Source organism: Streptomyces sp. CNZ287, assembly GCF_007827615.1.
Genome location: NZ_VISV01000002.1, coordinates 395,948 through 411,870, shown reverse-complemented (window position 1 = coordinate 411,870; position 15,923 = coordinate 395,948). Strand labels below are relative to the sequence as shown.

Here is a 15,923-nt window from a genome sequence, read left to right as displayed (position 1 = left end):
TGGGTCAGACATGGAAACTTTCCGGGCAATGTCAAGTTCCCCGCGGCCCCTTGACACCCCCTCGACGCCTCCCTAACTTCGTGATCTGAAACGATTCATGCTCGCGCCGTCCCCCGGAGGACCCCGTGATCAGCAGACGTCGACTCCTCGGCACCGCCACCGCCCTGGGCACCGCCGCCGCCACCGGCGCCACCCCCGCCGCCCGCGCTGCCACGGTCGCCGGGAGTGATGCGGTCCGGGAGGCGGAGGTGACCCGGCCGACCGTCGAGTACGCCGGCCGGCCCCTCGGTCTCGACGTCGACCGCCCGCGGCTGAGCTGGCCCGTGGAGTCCGGCGCGCCGGGCGGGACGCAGAGCGCGTACCGGATCAAGGTGGCCACCGCGGAGCAGAAGCTGAGCGACCCCGACGTGTGGGACAGCGGCAAGGTCGAATCCGGCGACTCCGTCCTCGTGCCGTACGGCGGTCCCGAGTTGCGGCCCCGTACCCGCTACCACTGGACGGTCCGCGTCTGGGACCAGGACGGCACCGCCTCCGACTGGAGCGAGCCCACCTGGTGGGAGACCGGGCTGCGCGGCGAGGACTGGGACGCGAGCTGGATCGCCGCGCCCGGCCTGCCGGCCGACGCGCCCGACATCACCGGCTCCTCGTGGATCTGGTTCCCCGAGGGCGACCCGGCGAGCAGCGCCCCCGCCGAGACCCGCTGGTTCCGCGCCCGGCTCGCCGTCCCCGAGGGCGTCACCCGGGCCCGGCTCGCCGTGGCCGCGGACGACCGCCACACCACGTACGTCGACGGCACCGAGGTCTCCTCCGGCACCGCCTGGAACCGCCCCGACGTCGTGGACGTGACGGGGCTGCTCACCGCGGGCACCGCCGTGATCGCGGTCTCCGCCACCAACGGCGCCGTCGGTCCCGCCGGGCTGCTCGGCGCCCTCGAACTGACCACCGCCGACGGCGTGACCACCCTGGTCACCGACGGCGACTGGAAGTCCGCCGACGCCGAGCCGGCCGCCGGCTGGACCGCGCCGGACTTCGACGACTCCGGCTGGGAGGCCGCCAAGGTCCTGGCCCCCTGGGGCGCGGGCCCGTGGGGCGAGGTCGCCGTGCCCGTCTCACTGCCCGCCGCCAGGCTGCGGCACGAGTTCCGGCTGCCCACGCGGCGCATCGTCCGCGCGCGGCTGTACGCCACGGCCCTCGGGCTGTACGAGGCGCACCTCAACGGCCACCGGGTCGGCGAGGACGTGCTCGCACCCGGCTGGACCGACTACCACAAGCGGGTGCAGTACCAGACGTACGACGTCACGAGCCTGCTGCGGCCCGGCGCCAACGCCATCGGAGTCGACCTGGCCGCCGGCTGGTACGCGGGCAACCTCGGCTGGTTCGGCCCGCACCACTACGGCGAACGCCCTGCGCTGCTCGCGCAGTTGGAGGTCACGTACGCCGACGGCGGCGTTGAGCGGATCCTGTCGGACACCGGCTGGCGCGGCGCCGGCGGCCCCGTCACCGCCGCGGACCTGATGGCCGGCGAGGACCACGACGCCCGGCTGGAGACCCCCGGCTGGACCTCGCCCGGCTTCGACGACTCCGGCTGGCGGCCCGCCGAGGCCGCCGACGGAGGCGGCACGGCGATCGTCGCGCAGGTCGACGCGCCGACCCGGGTGGAGAGCGAGCTGCCAGCGCGGACGGTCACCGAGCCCGCGCCCGGGGTGTTCGTCTTCGACCTCGGCCAGAACATGGTCGGCGCCGTGCGGCTGCGGGTGAAGGGCAGGGCCGGCACGGTCGTCACGCTGCGCCACGCCGAAGTCCTCAACCCCGACGGCACCCTGTACACCGCCAACCTGCGCACCGCCCGCGCCACCGACACGTACACCCTGAGCGGCGCGGACGGCGGCGAGGTCTACGAGCCGAAGTTCACCTTCCACGGCTTCCGCTACGTCGAAGTCACCGGCTACCCGGGACGGCCGGAGAAGACCGCGGTCACCGGCCGGGTCATGCACACCGCCGCGCCGTTCACGATGGAGTTCGAGACCAACGTGCCGACGCTCAACCGACTGCACTCCAACATCACCTGGGGCCAGCGCGGCAACTTCCTCTCCGTGCCCACCGACACCCCCGCCCGCGACGAACGCCTCGGCTGGACCGGCGACATCAACGTCTTCGCGCCCACCGCGGCGTACACGATGGAGTCCGCCCGCTTCCTCACCAAGTGGCTGTACGACCTGCGCGACGATCAGGACGACGACGGCGCGTACCCCGACGTCGCCCCGTGGGTCGGGCCCGTCGGCAAGGGCGTCGCCGGCTGGGGCGACGCCGGCACGACGGTCCCGTGGGCGCTGTACCAGGCGTACGGCGACACCCGGGTGCTGGAGCAGTCGTGGTCCTCGATGCTGGAGTGGCTGGAGTACCTGAAGCGCAACAGCAACGGCTACCTCCGCCCCGCCGCGGGCTACGGCGACTGGCTCAACACGCAGGACGAGACCCCCAAGGACGTCATCGGCACCGCGTACTTCGCGCACAGCGCCGACCTCGTCGCCCGGATCGCCCGCGTCCTCGGCCGCGACCCGGCCCCGTACGACACGCTCTTCCGCGCCGTGCGCGAAGCGTTCACGGCCGCGTACGTCTCCGAAGGCGGCGCCCGGATCAAGGGCGACACGCAGACCGCGTACGTGCTGGCGCTCTCCATGGACCTGCTGCCCGAGGACGCCCGCAAGCCCGCCGCCGACCGGCTCGTCGCGCTCGTCGGGGCCCGCGACTGGCACCTGTCCACCGGCTTCCTCGGCACCCCCCGGCTGCTGCCGGTGCTGACGGCCACGGGGCACACCGACGTCGCGTACCGGCTGCTGCACCAGGACACCTTCCCCGGCTGGGGCTACCAGATCGCCAACGGCGCCACCACCATGTGGGAGCGCTGGGACTCCATCAAGCCCGACGGATCGTTCCAGGACGCGGGCATGAACTCCTTCAACCACTACGCCTACGGCTGCGTCGGCGAGTGGATGTACCGCCACATCACCGGGATCGCCCCCGCGGAGCCGGGCTTCCGCAAGCTGCTGATCCGGCCCCGCCCCGGCGGCGAGGTCGACCGGGCGCGCGGCCGGCTCAGCACGCTCTACGGCCCCGTCACCACCGACTGGCAGGTGCGCGACGGCCGGCTGCGGCTGGACGTGACGCTCCCCTTCAACACCACCGCCGAGGTCTGGGTCCCGGCCCGGGCCGCGGCGGACGTCTCCCACGGCCGCGCCCGCTTCCTGCGGACGGAGGACGGCTGCGCCGTCTTCGCCGCGGACGCGGGCACGCACCGCTTCGCCAACTGACCACACCCCACACGACAGCGACACCCCGCGCGGAAAGGCTTCGCGATGACCGTGAAAGCGGCACTCAAGTCCCAGGCAGTCGAGACACCCTCCTGGGCGTACGGCAACTCAGGCACACGCTTCAAGGTCTTCGCGCAGCCGGGGGTGCCGCGCACGCCCCAGGAGAAGCTGGACGACGCCGCCCGGGTGCACGAGCACACCGGGGTGGCGCCGTCCGTGGCGCTGCACATCCCGTGGGACCGGGTGGAGGGCGCCGACGGCTACGCGGCGCTCGCGGCGTACGCGAAGGAGCGCGGGCTCAGGCTCGGGGCCATCAACGCCAACGTCTTCCAGGACGACGACTACAAGCTGGGCTCGGTCACCCACCCCGACCCGGCGGTGCGGCGCAAGGCGCTCGCGCACCTGATGGAGTGCGTCGACATCATGGACGCCACCGGCTCGCGGGACCTGAAGCTGTGGTTCTCCGACGGCACCAACTACCCCGGCCAGGACGACCTGCGCGAGCGCCAGGACCGGCTCGCAGAGGCGCTGGCCGCGGTCTACGAACGGCTGGGCGAGGGGCAGCGGATGCTGCTGGAGTACAAGCTCTTCGAGCCGGCGTTCTACCACATGGACGTGCCGGACTGGGGCACGGCGTACGCGCACTGCCTGCGCCTGGGCGACCGGGCGCAGGTGGTCGTGGACACCGGGCACCACGCGCCTGGCACCAACATCGAGTTCATCGTCGCGGTGCTGCTGCGGGAGGGGAAGCTCGGCGGCTTCGACTTCAACTCCCGCTTCTACGCCGACGACGACCTGATGGTCGGCGCGGCCGACCCGTTCCAGTTGTTCCGCCTCATGTACGAGGTGGTACGCGGCGGGGGGCTCGGCCCCGGCGTCGCCTTCATGCTCGACCAGTGCCACAACATCGAGCCGAAGATCCCCGCGATCATCCGCTCGGTGATGAACGTCCAGGAGGCCACCGCCAAGGCGCTTCTCGTCGACCGCGAGGCGCTGGCCGCCGCGCAGCGCGAGGGCGACGTGCTGGCCGCCAACGCCGTGCTGATGGACGCCTACAACACGGACGTGCGGCCGCTCCTGGCCGAGGTGCGCGAGGAGATGGGGCTCGACCCGGACCCGATGGCCGCGTACCGGCGCTCGGGGTGGGCCGAGCGGATCGCCGCGGAGCGGGTCGGCGGCACGCAGGCCGGGTGGGGCGCGTGAGCGGGGGGGCCGGCGCGTACGACCCGGTGGCGGACCTGCTGGCGCGGGCGCACAGGCTGGGGGCGGACCCGCGCAACACCAACTACGCGGGCGGCAACGCCTCCGCGAAGGGCACCGCGAAGGACCCGGTGACCGGGGGCGACGTGGAGCTGATGTGGGTCAAGGGCTCCGGCGGCGACCTCGGCACGCTGACCGCCGCGGGCCTGGCGGTGCTGCGCCTCGACCGGCTGCGCGCGCTGACCGGCACGTACCCGGGGGTGGACCGCGAGGACGAGATGGTGGGCGCGTTCGACTACTGCCTGCACGGCAGGGGCGGCGCCCCGCCCTCGATCGACACCGCCATGCACGCCCTGGTCGGCGCCGCGCACGTCGACCACCTCCACCCCGACTCGGGCATCGCCCTGGCCTGCGCCGCGGACGGCGAGGAGCTGACCCGGCGGTGCTTCGGCGAGCGCGTGGTGTGGGTGCCGTGGCGGCGGCCCGGCTTCCAACTGGGCCTGGACATCGCCGCGGTGCACGAGGCGCACCCCGAGGCGATCGGCGTGGTCCTCGGCGGCCACGGCATCACGGCGTGGGGGGCGGACTCCGCGGAGTGCGAGCGCAACTCGCTGGAGATCATCCGCACCGCCGAGCGGTTCCTCGCCGAGCAGGGGCGGCCCGAGCCCTTCGGCCCGCTCCTGGAGGGCTACGGGCCGCTGCCGGAGGCCGAACGCCGGGCGCGGGCCGCCGTGCTGGCCCCGGTCGTCCGCGGGCTGGCCTCGGCGGACCGGCCGCAGGTCGGGCACTTCACCGACGGCGAGGCCGTGCTGGACTTCCTGGCGCGCGAGGCCCACCCGCGGCTGGCCGCCCTCGGCACCTCCTGCCCCGACCACTTCCTGCGCACCAAGGTCCGGCCGCTGGTCCTCGACCTGCCGCCGGACGCGCCGGCGGCGGAGGCGGTCGCCCGGCTCCGGGAGCTGCACGCGGCGTACCGCGAGGACTACCGCGCCTACTACGAGCGCCACGCCGCCCCGGACTCGCCTGCCATGCGCGGCGCCGACCCGGCGATCGTCCTGGTGCCCGGCGTGGGAATGTTCAGCTTCGGCAAGGACAAGCAGACGGCCCGGGTGGCGGGCGAGTTCTACGTCAACGCGATCAACGTGATGCGCGGCGCCGAGGCGGTGTCCACGTACGCCCCCATCGCCGAGGCGGAGAAGTTCCGTATCGAGTACTGGGAGCTGGAGGAGGCCAAGCTGCGCCGCATGCCGCCGCCGAAGCCGCTGGCCACCCGGGTGGCGCTGGTCACGGGCGCGGGCTCGGGCATCGGGCGGGCCATCGCCCGGCGGCTGGCGGCGGAGGGCGCGTGCGTCGTCGTCGCCGACCGGGACGCGGCGGGCGCGGGGGCGGTCGCCGCGGAACTGGGCGGTCCCGACAAGGCGGTCGCGGTGCCGGTGGACGTCACGGAGGAGGAGCAGATCGCGGCGGCGTTCCGGGCCGCCGTGCTCGCGTTCGGCGGCGTGGACCTCGTCGTCAACAACGCCGGGATCTCGGTCTCGAAGCCGCTGGCGGAGACCACCGCGGCGGACTGGGACACCCAGCACGCCATCATGGCGCGCGGCTCGTTCCTCGTCTCCCGCGAGGCGGCGCGGGTGCTGGCCGCCCAGGGCGTGGGCGGAGACATCGTCTACATCGCCTCCAAGAACGGCGTGTTCGCCGGTCCGAACAACATCGCGTACGGGGCCGCCAAGGCCGACCAGGCACACCAGGTGCGGCTGCTGGCCGCGGAGCTGGGTGAACTGGGCGTACGCGTCAACGGCATCAACCCCGACGGCGTCGTGCGCGGCTCCGGCATCTTCGCCGGCGGCTGGGGCGCCAGGCGGGCGGCGGTGTACGGGGTGCCGGAGGAGAAGCTCGGCGAGTTCTACGCGCAGCGGACGCTGCTGAAGCGCGAGGTGCTGCCGGAGCACGTGGCGAACGCGGTGTTCGCGCTCACGGCGGGCGAGCTGAGCCACACGACCGGGCTGCACATCCCCGTGGACGCGGGCGTCGCCGCCGCGTTCCTGCGGTGAGCCGGGCGTACGGGCCGGGCACGGGCGGCGGCGGGGCCGACGGGAACTCGCTGCCGTTCGCGGCCGTGGACCTCGGCGCCGCCAGCGGGCGCGTGATGCTCGGCCGGGCCGGCGGCGGCGAGCTGCACATCGAGGAGGTGCACCGGTTCCCCAACCGGCCGGTCCGGCTGGCCGGGACGCTCCACTGGGACGTCCTGGCGCTCTACGCGGGCGTGCTGGAAGGACTGCGCGCGGCCGGCCGGCGTTCCGGGGGCGGGCTCGCCGGCGTGGGCGTCGACTCCTGGGCCGTCGACTACGGCCTGCTCGACGCGTCCGGCGCGCTGATCGGCAACCCGGTGCACTACCGCGACGCCCGCACCGAGGGGATGGCGGCGAAGCTGGCCGCGGTGCTGCCCGCCGCGGAGCTGTACCGGGCGACGGGCCTGCAGCACCTGCCGTTCAACACCGTCTACCAGCTCCTCGCCGCCCGCGGCACTCCCGCCCTGGCCGCGGCCCGGCGACTGCTGCTCATTCCCGACCTCGTCGCGTACTGGCTGACCGGCGAGGCCGGCACCGAGCTGACCAACGCCTCCACCACGGCGCTGGTCGACCCGCGCACCGGCGCGTTCTCCCGCCGCGTCGCCGAGGCCGCGGGCGTCGACCTCGGGCTCTTCCCGCCGCTGCGCCGCCCCGGCGACCCGGCGGGCGAGCTGCTGCCCGCGGTGCTGGAGGAGACGGGCCTGACCGGTCCGGTGCCGGTGACCGCGGTCGGCTCGCACGACACCGCCTCGGCCGTCGTCGGCGTGCCGGCGCGGGACGCGGACTTCGCGTACATCGCCACCGGCACCTGGTCCCTGGCGGGCGTCGAACTGCCCGCGCCCGTACTCACCGAGGAGAGCCGCGCCGCCAACTTCACCAACGAGCTGGGCGTGGACGGCACCGTCCGCTACCTGCGCAACATCATGGGTCTGTGGCTGCTCCAGGAGTGCCTGCGCGCCTGGGACGCCGAGGGGCACACCTACGAGCTGGACGCCCTGCTCGCCGGCGCCGCCGCGGCGCCCCCGCTGCGCTCGTACGTGGACGCCGGCGACCCGGCGTTCCTCGCCCCGGGCCGGATGCCGGAGCGGATCGCGGCGGCGTGCCGGCGGGCGGGGCGGCCGGAGCCGCGGTCCGCGGCGGAGACCGTGCGCTGCGTGCTGGACTCCCTCGCCCTGGCGCACCGCCGCGCGGTGGCCGACGCACAGCGGCTGTCGGGGCGTACGGTGCGGGTGGTGCACGTGGTCGGCGGTGGCGCGCGCAACGGGCTGCTGTGCCGGCTGACGGCGGACGCCTGCGGGCTGCCGGTGGTCGCGGGTCCGGTGGAGGCGGCGGCCCTCGGCAACGTCCTCGTCCAGGCGCGGGCGGCCGGCGTGATCGACGGCACCCTGTCAGACCTCCGATCTCTGCTTCACAGAACGCAGCCGCTGCGGGAGTATGAACCCGGCGGCGGCGGATCGGCCTGGGAGGAAGCGGAATGCGCGTTGCGCTCTTCGTGACATGTGTCAACGACACGCTCTACCCGCGCACCGGGCGTGCGGTCGTGGCCCTGCTGGAGCGGCTGGGGGTGACGGTCGACTTCCCGCTCGCGCAGTCCTGCTGCGGGCAGGCCCAGTTCAACACCGGTTATCTGGGTGAGACCCGGCCGCTCGCGCGTCGCTACGCGGACGTGTTCGCGGACTACGAGTACGTGGTCTCGCCGTCCGGCTCGTGCGCGGCTATGGTCCGCGACAACTACCCGCGGATCGGCGAGCCCGCCGCGGCGGCCGTCGCCCCGCGCACGTACGAGCTGACGGAGTTCCTCACCGACGTCCTCGACGTGACCGATGTCGGCGCGTACTACCCACACACGGTCACCTATCATCCGACCTGTCACGGTCTGCGCGTGCTCCGTCTCGGCGACCGGCCACGGCACCTGCTGGAGCAGGTGAAGGGGCTGACCCTGCACGAACTGGAGGGCGCGGACGAATGCTGCGGGTTCGGCGGTACGTTCGCACTGAAGAACCCCGCGGTCTCGGCGGCGATGGGCGCCGACAAGGCGCGGCACGTGGAGGAGTCGGGCGCGCAGGCGGTGTGCGCGGCGGACAACTCCTGCCTGATGCACATCGGCGGCACGCTGGCGCGCCGCGGCTCGCCGGTACGGCCGGTGCACATCGCGGAGATCCTGGCGAGCACGGAAGGGGACGTGTGGTGAGCGAGACCCGAGCGGCCCGTACGTTCCTGGGCATGCCCCGCACCCGCCCGGCGGCCTTCCCGCAGTCCGCCGCCGCGGCCACCGCAGACGCCACCCTGCGCGCCAACCTCACCCACGCGACGCGCACCATCCGCGGCAAGCGCGCGGCGGCCGTCGCCGAACTCGCCGACTGGGACCGGCTGCGCGCCGCGGGCGCCGCCATCAAGGACGACACGCTGCGCCACCTGGACCACTATCTGGAGCAGTTGGAGGCGGCGGTGACCGCCGCGGGCGGGCACGTGCACTGGGCGGTCGACGCCGCGGAGGCCAACGCGATCGTCACCCGTCTGGTCCGGGAGACCGGCGCCGACGAGGTCGTCAAGGTCAAGTCGATGGCCACGCAGGAGATCGGGCTCACCGAGGCGCTGGCGGAGGCCGGCATCCGCGCGTACGAGACCGACCTCGCCGAGCTGATCGTGCAGCTCGGCGAGGACCTGCCGTCGCACATCCTGGTCCCCGCCATCCACAAGAACCGCGGCGAGATCCGCGACATCTTCCGCGACCGCATGGCCGACTGGGGCCGCCCCGCGCCCGCCGGGCTCGGCGACCGGCCCGCGGAGCTGGCCGAGGCCGCGCGGCTGCACCTGCGGGAGAAGTTCCTCGACGCCAGGGTCGCCGTCTCCGGCGCGAACTTCATGGTCGCCGAGACCGGCACGATGGTGGTGCTGGAGTCCGAGGGCAACGGGAGGATGTGCCTGACGCTGCCGGAGACGCTGATCTCCGTCGTCGGCATCGAGAAGATCGTGCCGAGCTGGCGGGACCTGGAGGTCTTCCTGCAACTGCTGCCGCGCTCCTCGACCGCCGAGCGGATGAACCCGTACACGAGTACCTGGACCGGCCCCGCCGAGGGAGACGGACCGCGCGACTTCCACCTCGTGCTGCTGGACAACGGACGCACCGACACGCTGTCCGACCAGGTGGGACGCCAGGCGCTGCGGTGCATCAGATGCTCGGCGTGTCTCAACGTCTGCCCGGTCTACGAGCGCGCCGGCGGGCACGCGTACGGCTCCGCCTACCCGGGCCCGATCGGGGCGATCCTCACCCCCCAGCTCCGCGGCACGGCAAGCGCGCTGGACGCCTCGCTGCCGTACGCCTCGACGCTGTGCGGCGCGTGCTACGAGGTGTGCCCGGTCGCCATCGACATCCCCGAGGTGCTCGTGCACCTGCGCACGCGGGTCGCCGAGGGCGGCACGTACACGGTGCGCGGCACGAAGGCCGTGATCAAGCCGGCGAAGGGACACGCAGCGGAGCGGGCGGCGATGCGCGCGGCGCGCTGGACGATGGACCACCCGCGCGTCTACGGCGCCGCGCTGCGCGCCACGACAGGCACCCGGCGGCTGCACCCGCGCCGGCTGCCGGGGCCCGGGAAGGCGTGGTCGGCGACGCGGGACCTGCCGCCGGTGCCGAAGGAGTCGTTCCGCGCATGGTGGCAGCGCACCCGCGGAGCGGGATCGTGACGGGCCGTACCGTACGGGCCGGTCGTGGGACGCGGAGCGGGAGGAGTGCGCGGTGAGCAGCAGCAGGGAGACGATCCTCGCGCGGGTACGGGCCGCCACCCGCGACACCGCGGGCACGCCCGAGCCGGCGGTGCCGCGCGACTACCTGCGCGTGCACGGCGACCGCTCCCCCGCCGAGTCCGCGGACCTGCTCGCGGAGAACCTCGCCGACTACCGCGCCCTCGTGCACCGTACGGACGCCGGGGGGCTGCCGGCGCTGCTGGCGCGGCTGTTCGCCGGGCGCGGCACCCGCACCCTGCTCGTACCCGACGGGCTGCCGCCCGCCTGGACCGCGGCGGTCGGTGCCACCCGCGTCCCCGACACGGCCGCGAGCACCGCCCGGGACCTGGACGCGGTCGACAGCGTGCTGACGGGCTGCGCGCTGGCCGTCGCGGAGACCGGCACGATCGTGCTGGACGCCGGCGCCGGGCAGGGCAGGCGGCGGATCACCCTCATCCCCGACCACCACGTGTGCGTGGTGCGGGTCCCGGAGCAGGTGGTGGACTCGCTGCCGCAGGCCATGGAGCGGCTGGACCCGGCCCGGCCGCAGACCTGGATCTCGGGCCCCTCGGCGACCAGCGACATCGAGCTGGACCGGGTGGAGGGCGTGCACGGGCCGCGGACGCTGGAGGTCGTGCTGGTGACGGGCTGACATCCCCTCAGTTGCCTCCCGCCACCAGAGTTGTACACCACTGGCAACCCGCCGGGACCCTGTTCCCCTCCCCCGCGGTCGGTTAGCTTCTGCGCCATGCCGAGACCTTCCGCACCGTCCCGCCGTACGCTCCTGACGGGCACCGCCGCAGGCGCGGCCGTACCCCTGCTCGCCGGCGCCGCGCCCGCCCGCGCGGGCGGGCGCCCCGCCGCGCTGCAGGCCGGCGCCGACGCCGCCGCCGCAGAGGGCTGGTCCGTGCTGCGCGGCCGCCGGCTGGGCATCGTCAGCAACCCGACCGGCATCCTCCGCGACACCCGCCACGTCGTCGACTCCATGCACACCTCCGGCACCCTCGACATCGCCGGCGTCTTCGGCCCGGAACACGGCTTCCGCGGCAGCGCGCAGGCCGGGGAGGCCGAGCCGGAGACCATCGACCCGCGCACCGGGCTGACGGTCTACGACGCGTACGGCGCGAACGCCGCGAAGATGGCCGAGCTGTTCGCCAAGGCGGGCGCGGACACGATCGTGTTCGACATCCAGGACGTCGGCGCACGCTTCTACACGTACATCTGGACCATGTACAACGCGATGGTCGCCGCCCGCGAGACCGGGGCCGCCTTCGTCGTCCTCGACCGCCCCAACCCGATCGGCCGCCGCGCCGACGGCGCGATGATGACCCCGGGCTTCACCTCGGGCGTGGGCCTCAAGCCCATCGTCCAGCAGCACGGCATGACCGTCGGCGAGCTGGCCCGCTACTTCAACGGCGAACTGCTGCCCGACGAGGGCGCGGGCGGCCGGGTGGAGCTGGAGGTCGTACGGGTACGGGGCTGGGACCCCGAGTCGTACGCGCAGGACGGCGACCTGCCCTGGGTGCCGCCCTCCCCGAACATGCCGACCGCCGACACGGCACTGGCGTACGCGGGCACCTGCTTCTTCGAGGGCACCAACCTCTCCGAGGGCCGCGGCACCACGCGCCCGTTCGAGTGGATCGGCGCGCCCTACCTGGACTACCACTACAGCGACCGGCTCAACGCCCGCGGGCTGCCCGGAGTGGAGTTCCGCGAGGCGTACTTCGTGCCGACGTTCGGCAAGCACGTGGGCGCGACGTGCGCGGGCGTGCAGGTGCACGTCGCCGACCGGCGCCGCTACGAGCCGGTGACGGCCGCGGTGGCGATGCTCGTGGAGGCCGCGCGCTACCCGGAGTTCGCCTGGCGGCAGGACAGCTGGGACCCGCAGCGGCCCTTCTGGATCGACAAGCTGTCGGGCTCGCCGCGGATGCGCACGATGATCGACGAGGGCCGGGACGTGGCCGAGGTCGTGGCCGCGTGGAAGGACGAACTGGCCGACTTCACCCGCCGCCGCCGGCGCTACCTGCTCTACCGCTGACGGACGCCCCGGCTCCCGGGGACCCGCCCCGCGGCGGGCCCCGGCGGCCCGCGGGGCGGGGGTTAGGATCGCCCGTATGCCCGCACGCTTCAAGGATCTCGCGCTGGACGCCCGGGACCACCAGGCGCTCGCCGACTGGTGGTGCACCGCCCTGGGCTACGCCCGCCGGCAGGAGTCAGGCGAGGAGTGGCCCGCCGAGTGGCCGGTGCCCATCCACGACCCGGCCGGGCGGGGCCCGCTGATCTGGATCAATCCCGTCCCGGAGGCGAAGACGGTGAAGAACCGGATACACCTCGACGTCTGGGGTGTCCCGGAGGAGATGGAGGCGCTGGGCGCGACGCTGGTCCGCCGGCGTGACGACGAGATCGACTGGACGGTCATAGCCGACCCCGAGGGCAACGAGTTCTGCGTCTTCGAAGAGGAGCGGTGACGGCCGAGCTGCGGGCCCGCTATGCGTCGTACGACTGGCAGCCGGTGACCGACGGCATGTCGGGCGCGGGCGTCTGGCGGCTCACCGGGCCGGGTGAACTGTTCGTGAAGACGGCGGCGGCCGGGGACGGGCCCGCAGAGCCCGGCGCCGATCTGCGGCACGAGGCGGCGTGCACCCGGTGGCTGCGCGCCCAGGGGCTCCCCGCGCCCGAGGTGCTCGACGCCGGGGCGGCGGACGGGACCACGTGGCTGGTGACGCGGGCGCGGCCCGGGCGGTCGCTGGCCGAGCCGTGGCCGGCGGACCTGCGGGCGGGGGCCGTCGAGGCGCTGGCCCGGTTCACCCGGCGGCTGCATGAACTGCCCGTCGCCGATTGCCCGTTCGTCCGGAACCTGTCGGTGACGGTGCCGCTGGCGGGGGCGGCGGTCGCCGCCGGGCTGGTGGACGAGGAGGACTTCGACGACGGCCGGCGCGGCCGCAGCGCCGCCGGCCTCTTCGCCGAGCTGGAGCGCACCCGCCCCGCCGTCGAGGACCTCGTCGTCTGCCACGGCGACCTGTGCGCACCGAACGTGCTGGTCGACCCGGCGACGCTGGAGGTCTCCGGCGTCATCGACCTGGGCCGCCTGGGCGTCGCCGACCGGCACCTGGACCTCGCGCTGGCCGTCCGCAGCTTTTCCGACGAGGACCTCAACCCGCAGCACGGCCCGGCGGCCGCCGGGCTGTTCCTGCGCACCTACCGCGCGGCCGGCGAGGGGGACGTGCGCGTCGACCCGGCCCGGACGGAGTTCTACACCCTGCTGGACGAGTTCTTCTGACGCCCCGTCATCCGCGTCACCGCTCCTCCGGCGCCCCGGTGGGTCCCGGCGGATCCGGCGGCTCGCCCGATAGCTCGACGCCGTGCGGCGCCCACTCCCGCGGCACCGCGAAGACGGCGAGCGCGTCGAAGGGCTCCGCGCACTTCCGGTACGCCGTGGTGTCGGCCGGCTCCGCGAACAGCCCGCGCTCCTCGGAACTGCGCAGGTCGGCGGAGCCGGCGCGGGTGCACCCGGTGCGCCACGCGAAGGCGACCAGCGCCTCGGTCGTGAAGTCCCGCCGGCCCGGCCCGCCGGGGTCCCGCGCGCTCTTCGCCGCCGCCGGGTACCGCTTCGCGAAGTCGGCGACGTCCGTGCGCGAGCGCAGCACCGTACGCACCGGCTCGTACCCGTGACCGGACGCGAAGTGCACCAGCTCCGCGCCGGGCACCGGCACGCCCAAGGTCCGCTGCGAGTCCCCGAGCACCGCCCAGACCCCGCTGACCAGCAGCAGCCCGGACACGACGGCGCCGGTGAGGATCAGCCGCGAGCCCCGCGGGCCGCGCGGCGCCGGCTCGCGCGGGGCCCCGTCGCGCGGGGCCCGGTCGTGCGCGTGGGCATCGGCCCGTCCTCGTCGCCGCCGCTGGAGAACCACAGCCCCGTCAGCTCCTCGATCGCGGTTCGCGTCTCACCCATACCGACCAGTGTGCCGCCCGCCACCCGCAACCGGCCCTGCCCTTTCCGCCGGGGGCGGGGACGGCACTGGTCAGTAGACTGGCCGGTAGGTAAAGGAGGTGAGCGGAGTGGCCGGTACGCGGGTGGACGGGCGGGTCGAGCGCGGCAATCACACGCGCCGGCTCGTGCTGCGGCGGACGATGGACATCGCCTCGGTGGAGGGCCTGGAGGGCCTGTCGCTGGGCCGGATCGCGAACGAGCTGGGGCTGAGCAAGAGCGGCGTCTTCGCGCTCTTCGGCTCCAAGGAGGAGCTGCAGCTCGCGACGGTGCGGGCCGCGGGAGCGGTGTTCGCCAAGACCGTGGTCGGGCCCGTACAGGACCAGCCGCCGGGGGTCGGCAGGCTGCTGTCGCTCTGCTCCCACTGGCTGCGCTACTCGCGCGAGCGCGTCTTCCCCGGCGGCTGCTTCTTCTACGGCGCGGCGGCCGAGTTCGCCTCCCGCAGCGGCGCCGTGCACGACGCGGTGGCGGCGGCGCACCGCGACTGGGCGGCGTACGTGGAGCGGACCGTCGAGGAGGCCCGCGCCGCCGGTGAACTGCGGCCGGACACCGGCGCGGGACGGCTCGCGTTCGAGCTGATCGCGCTCCTGGAGCACGCCAACCTGCTGTCGCTGCTGCACGGCGCGCAGGACGCGTACGACCTGGCCGCCTCCGCCGTCGTGGCGCGGCTGCGTGCGGCGGCCGCGGAGCCGGACTCAGTCCCGGACGCGCTCCCCTGCTGAGACGAACTCCAGCGCCGTGCGCACCACGCCGGGATCCGCGAGGATCCGCCGGTGCCCGAGGCCGCTGGTGCGGTGCTGCCTGACCTGCCCGCCGTAGGCCGCCGCGGTCTTGTCCGCCTGCGCGGCGGCGACCATGCGGTCCTTCTCATCGTGGACGAGCAGGATCGGGGGGGTGACCTCGGCCGGGCGGTACGTGACGTCGAAGCGCCGCCACAGGTCGTGCTCGCCGGGGAACATGTCGGTCTCGATGCGCCGCCGCAGCGCGGTCTTCACCCGGGGCCCGAGGCCGAGCCCTGCGCAGAACACGTCGACGACGTGGTCGAAGTCGGCGACGCCGGAGATCACCACGAGGCGGTCCGAGGCGGCGGCGCCGCGCAGCGCGAGGAAGGCGGCGGAGCCGCCGAGGGAGTGCGCGACGACGGCCTCGAACCGGCCGTGCTCCTCGTACAGCCGGGCGATGATCTCGCGGTACTCCAGCACGGTGGTGCGGCGCCCTTCCGAGGCGCCGTGGGCGGGGGCGTCGAACGCGACGGGCGTGTAGCCGGCGGCGCGCAGCGCGGCGATGTACGGGGCGAAGTGCGTGGCCCGGGAGCGCCAGCCGTGCACGAGCAGCACGGGCCGCTCGCCGTCGCCCCAGCAGTAGGTGACCACGTTCTTGCCGGCCACGGTGAGACAGCCGGTGAACGCGCCCGCGAGCAGCCGGCGTTCGGCGTCGTCGAAGGCGCGGTCGGAGCGCGGATGGCGGTAGAGGACGAGGGCGCCGCGGCCCGCGAGGCCCGGGGAGACGGCGGCGGTGGCGTTGAGGACCTTGCCTATGAGCGCGGTGACGACAGGCTTCATGGTCAGAAGATAGCACGACCGTTCGCTCAGTTTGAGGGCCGTGAAGGGAGGGGGAAGCGATCGGCGC

14 protein-coding genes are annotated in these 15,923 nt (G+C 74.4%); 11 read left to right on the top strand and 3 right to left on the bottom strand.

All coding sequences use genetic code 11. The annotated features are described in order from the left end of the window. The first annotated feature begins 125 nt into the window (after positions 1–125). The 10 genes from FB457_RS05975 to FB457_RS05930 all read left to right on the top strand — a co-directional run bounded on the left by FB457_RS05975 (position 126) and on the right by FB457_RS05930 (position 13,586). Positions 126–3,311: an alpha-L-rhamnosidase gene (locus FB457_RS05975; protein WP_047014544.1), complete on the top strand. Its 3,186-nt coding sequence runs from the start codon at positions 126–128 to the stop codon at positions 3,309–3,311. Positions 3,312–3,356: 45 nt separating this feature from the next. Then, positions 3,357–4,514: an L-rhamnose isomerase gene (gene rhaI, locus FB457_RS05970; protein WP_047014545.1), complete on the top strand. Its 1,158-nt coding sequence runs from the start codon at positions 3,357–3,359 to the stop codon at positions 4,512–4,514. Then, a complete protein-coding gene (locus FB457_RS05965) occupies positions 4,502–6,562 on the top strand; it encodes a bifunctional aldolase/short-chain dehydrogenase (RefSeq protein WP_145781073.1) in 2,061 nt (686 codons plus the stop codon). The genes rhaI and FB457_RS05965 overlap by 13 nt, the downstream gene beginning before the upstream one ends. After that, positions 6,559–8,076, top strand: coding sequence for a rhamnulokinase (locus FB457_RS05960; protein WP_145781071.1), 1,518 nt, complete (start codon positions 6,559–6,561; stop codon positions 8,074–8,076). Before FB457_RS05965 ends, FB457_RS05960 begins: the two co-directional genes overlap by 4 nt. Beyond that, positions 8,055–8,771, top strand: coding sequence for a (Fe-S)-binding protein (locus tag FB457_RS05955; protein WP_047014548.1), 717 nt, complete (start codon positions 8,055–8,057; stop codon positions 8,769–8,771). The genes FB457_RS05960 and FB457_RS05955 overlap by 22 nt, the downstream gene beginning before the upstream one ends. 32 nt (positions 8,772–8,803) lie before the next feature. Further along, positions 8,804–10,267, top strand: a complete 1,464-nt coding sequence (locus FB457_RS05950) for a lactate utilization protein B (protein ID WP_145781293.1) — start codon at positions 8,804–8,806, stop codon at positions 10,265–10,267. Between the two features lie 52 nt (positions 10,268–10,319). After that, complete coding sequence (locus FB457_RS05945; protein WP_047014549.1) at positions 10,320–10,958, top strand: LutC/YkgG family protein; 639 nt, start codon at positions 10,320–10,322, stop codon at positions 10,956–10,958. 96 nt (positions 10,959–11,054) lie between these two features. After that, entirely contained in the window at positions 11,055–12,344 is a 1,290-nt protein-coding gene (locus FB457_RS05940) for an exo-beta-N-acetylmuramidase NamZ family protein (protein WP_047014550.1), read from the top strand. Between the two features lie 76 nt (positions 12,345–12,420). After that, the gene (locus FB457_RS05935) at positions 12,421–12,774 is read left to right on the top strand and encodes a VOC family protein (protein ID WP_047014551.1); all 354 of its coding nucleotides are present in this window, start codon (positions 12,421–12,423) and stop codon (positions 12,772–12,774) included. Continuing rightward, the gene (locus FB457_RS05930) at positions 12,771–13,586 is read left to right on the top strand and encodes an APH(3') family aminoglycoside O-phosphotransferase (RefSeq protein WP_047014552.1); all 816 of its coding nucleotides are present in this window, start codon (positions 12,771–12,773) and stop codon (positions 13,584–13,586) included. The genes FB457_RS05935 and FB457_RS05930 overlap by 4 nt, the downstream gene beginning before the upstream one ends. A 16-nt stretch (positions 13,587–13,602) precedes the next feature. Here FB457_RS05930 and FB457_RS05925 read toward each other — a convergent pair whose 3' ends face one another. Both FB457_RS05925 and FB457_RS35895 read right to left on the bottom strand, forming a co-directional pair. Then, on the bottom strand, positions 13,603–14,085 hold the full coding sequence (locus FB457_RS05925; RefSeq protein ID WP_253911127.1) for a hypothetical protein: 483 nt from the start codon (positions 14,083–14,085) through the stop codon (positions 13,603–13,605). Positions 14,086–14,102: 17 nt separating this feature from the next. Beyond that, positions 14,103–14,258 carry a hypothetical protein gene (locus tag FB457_RS35895; RefSeq protein WP_253911128.1) on the bottom strand — a complete coding sequence of 52 codons (156 nt, stop codon included), beginning with the start codon at positions 14,256–14,258 and terminating at the stop codon, positions 14,103–14,105. Positions 14,259–14,365: 107 nt separating this feature from the next. On the opposite strand from FB457_RS35895, the gene FB457_RS05920 reads away from it, so the two are divergent. Beyond that, on the top strand, positions 14,366–15,016 hold the full coding sequence (locus tag FB457_RS05920; RefSeq protein ID WP_047014553.1) for a TetR/AcrR family transcriptional regulator: 651 nt from the start codon (positions 14,366–14,368) through the stop codon (positions 15,014–15,016). Here the strand turns inward: FB457_RS05920 and FB457_RS05915 are convergent. After that, on the bottom strand, positions 14,990–15,856 hold the full coding sequence (locus tag FB457_RS05915) for an alpha/beta fold hydrolase (RefSeq protein ID WP_145781069.1): 867 nt from the start codon (positions 15,854–15,856) through the stop codon (positions 14,990–14,992). The genes FB457_RS05920 and FB457_RS05915 overlap by 27 nt on opposite strands. Between the last annotated feature and the right edge of the window lie 67 nt (positions 15,857–15,923).

What these genes read in the sequence shown, in the direction of transcription:
- FB457_RS05950 (WP_145781293.1), top strand. Translation starts at nt 8,804, where the DNA reads ATGCCCCGCACCCGCCCGGCGGCCTTCCCGCAGTCCGCCGCCGCGGCC.
- FB457_RS05935 (WP_047014551.1), top strand. Translation starts at nt 12,421, where the DNA reads ATGCCCGCACGCTTCAAGGATCTCGCGCTGGACGCCCGGGACCACCAG.
- FB457_RS35895 (WP_253911128.1), bottom strand. Translation starts at nt 14,258, where the DNA reads ATGGGTGAGACGCGAACCGCGATCGAGGAGCTGACGGGGCTGTGGTTC.
- rhaI (WP_047014545.1), top strand. Translation starts at nt 3,357, where the DNA reads ATGACCGTGAAAGCGGCACTCAAGTCCCAGGCAGTCGAGACACCCTCC.
- FB457_RS05955 (WP_047014548.1), top strand. Translation starts at nt 8,055, where the DNA reads ATGCGCGTTGCGCTCTTCGTGACATGTGTCAACGACACGCTCTACCCG.
- FB457_RS05915 (WP_145781069.1), bottom strand. Translation starts at nt 15,856, where the DNA reads ATGAAGCCTGTCGTCACCGCGCTCATAGGCAAGGTCCTCAACGCCACC.
- FB457_RS05940 (WP_047014550.1), top strand. Translation starts at nt 11,055, where the DNA reads ATGCCGAGACCTTCCGCACCGTCCCGCCGTACGCTCCTGACGGGCACC.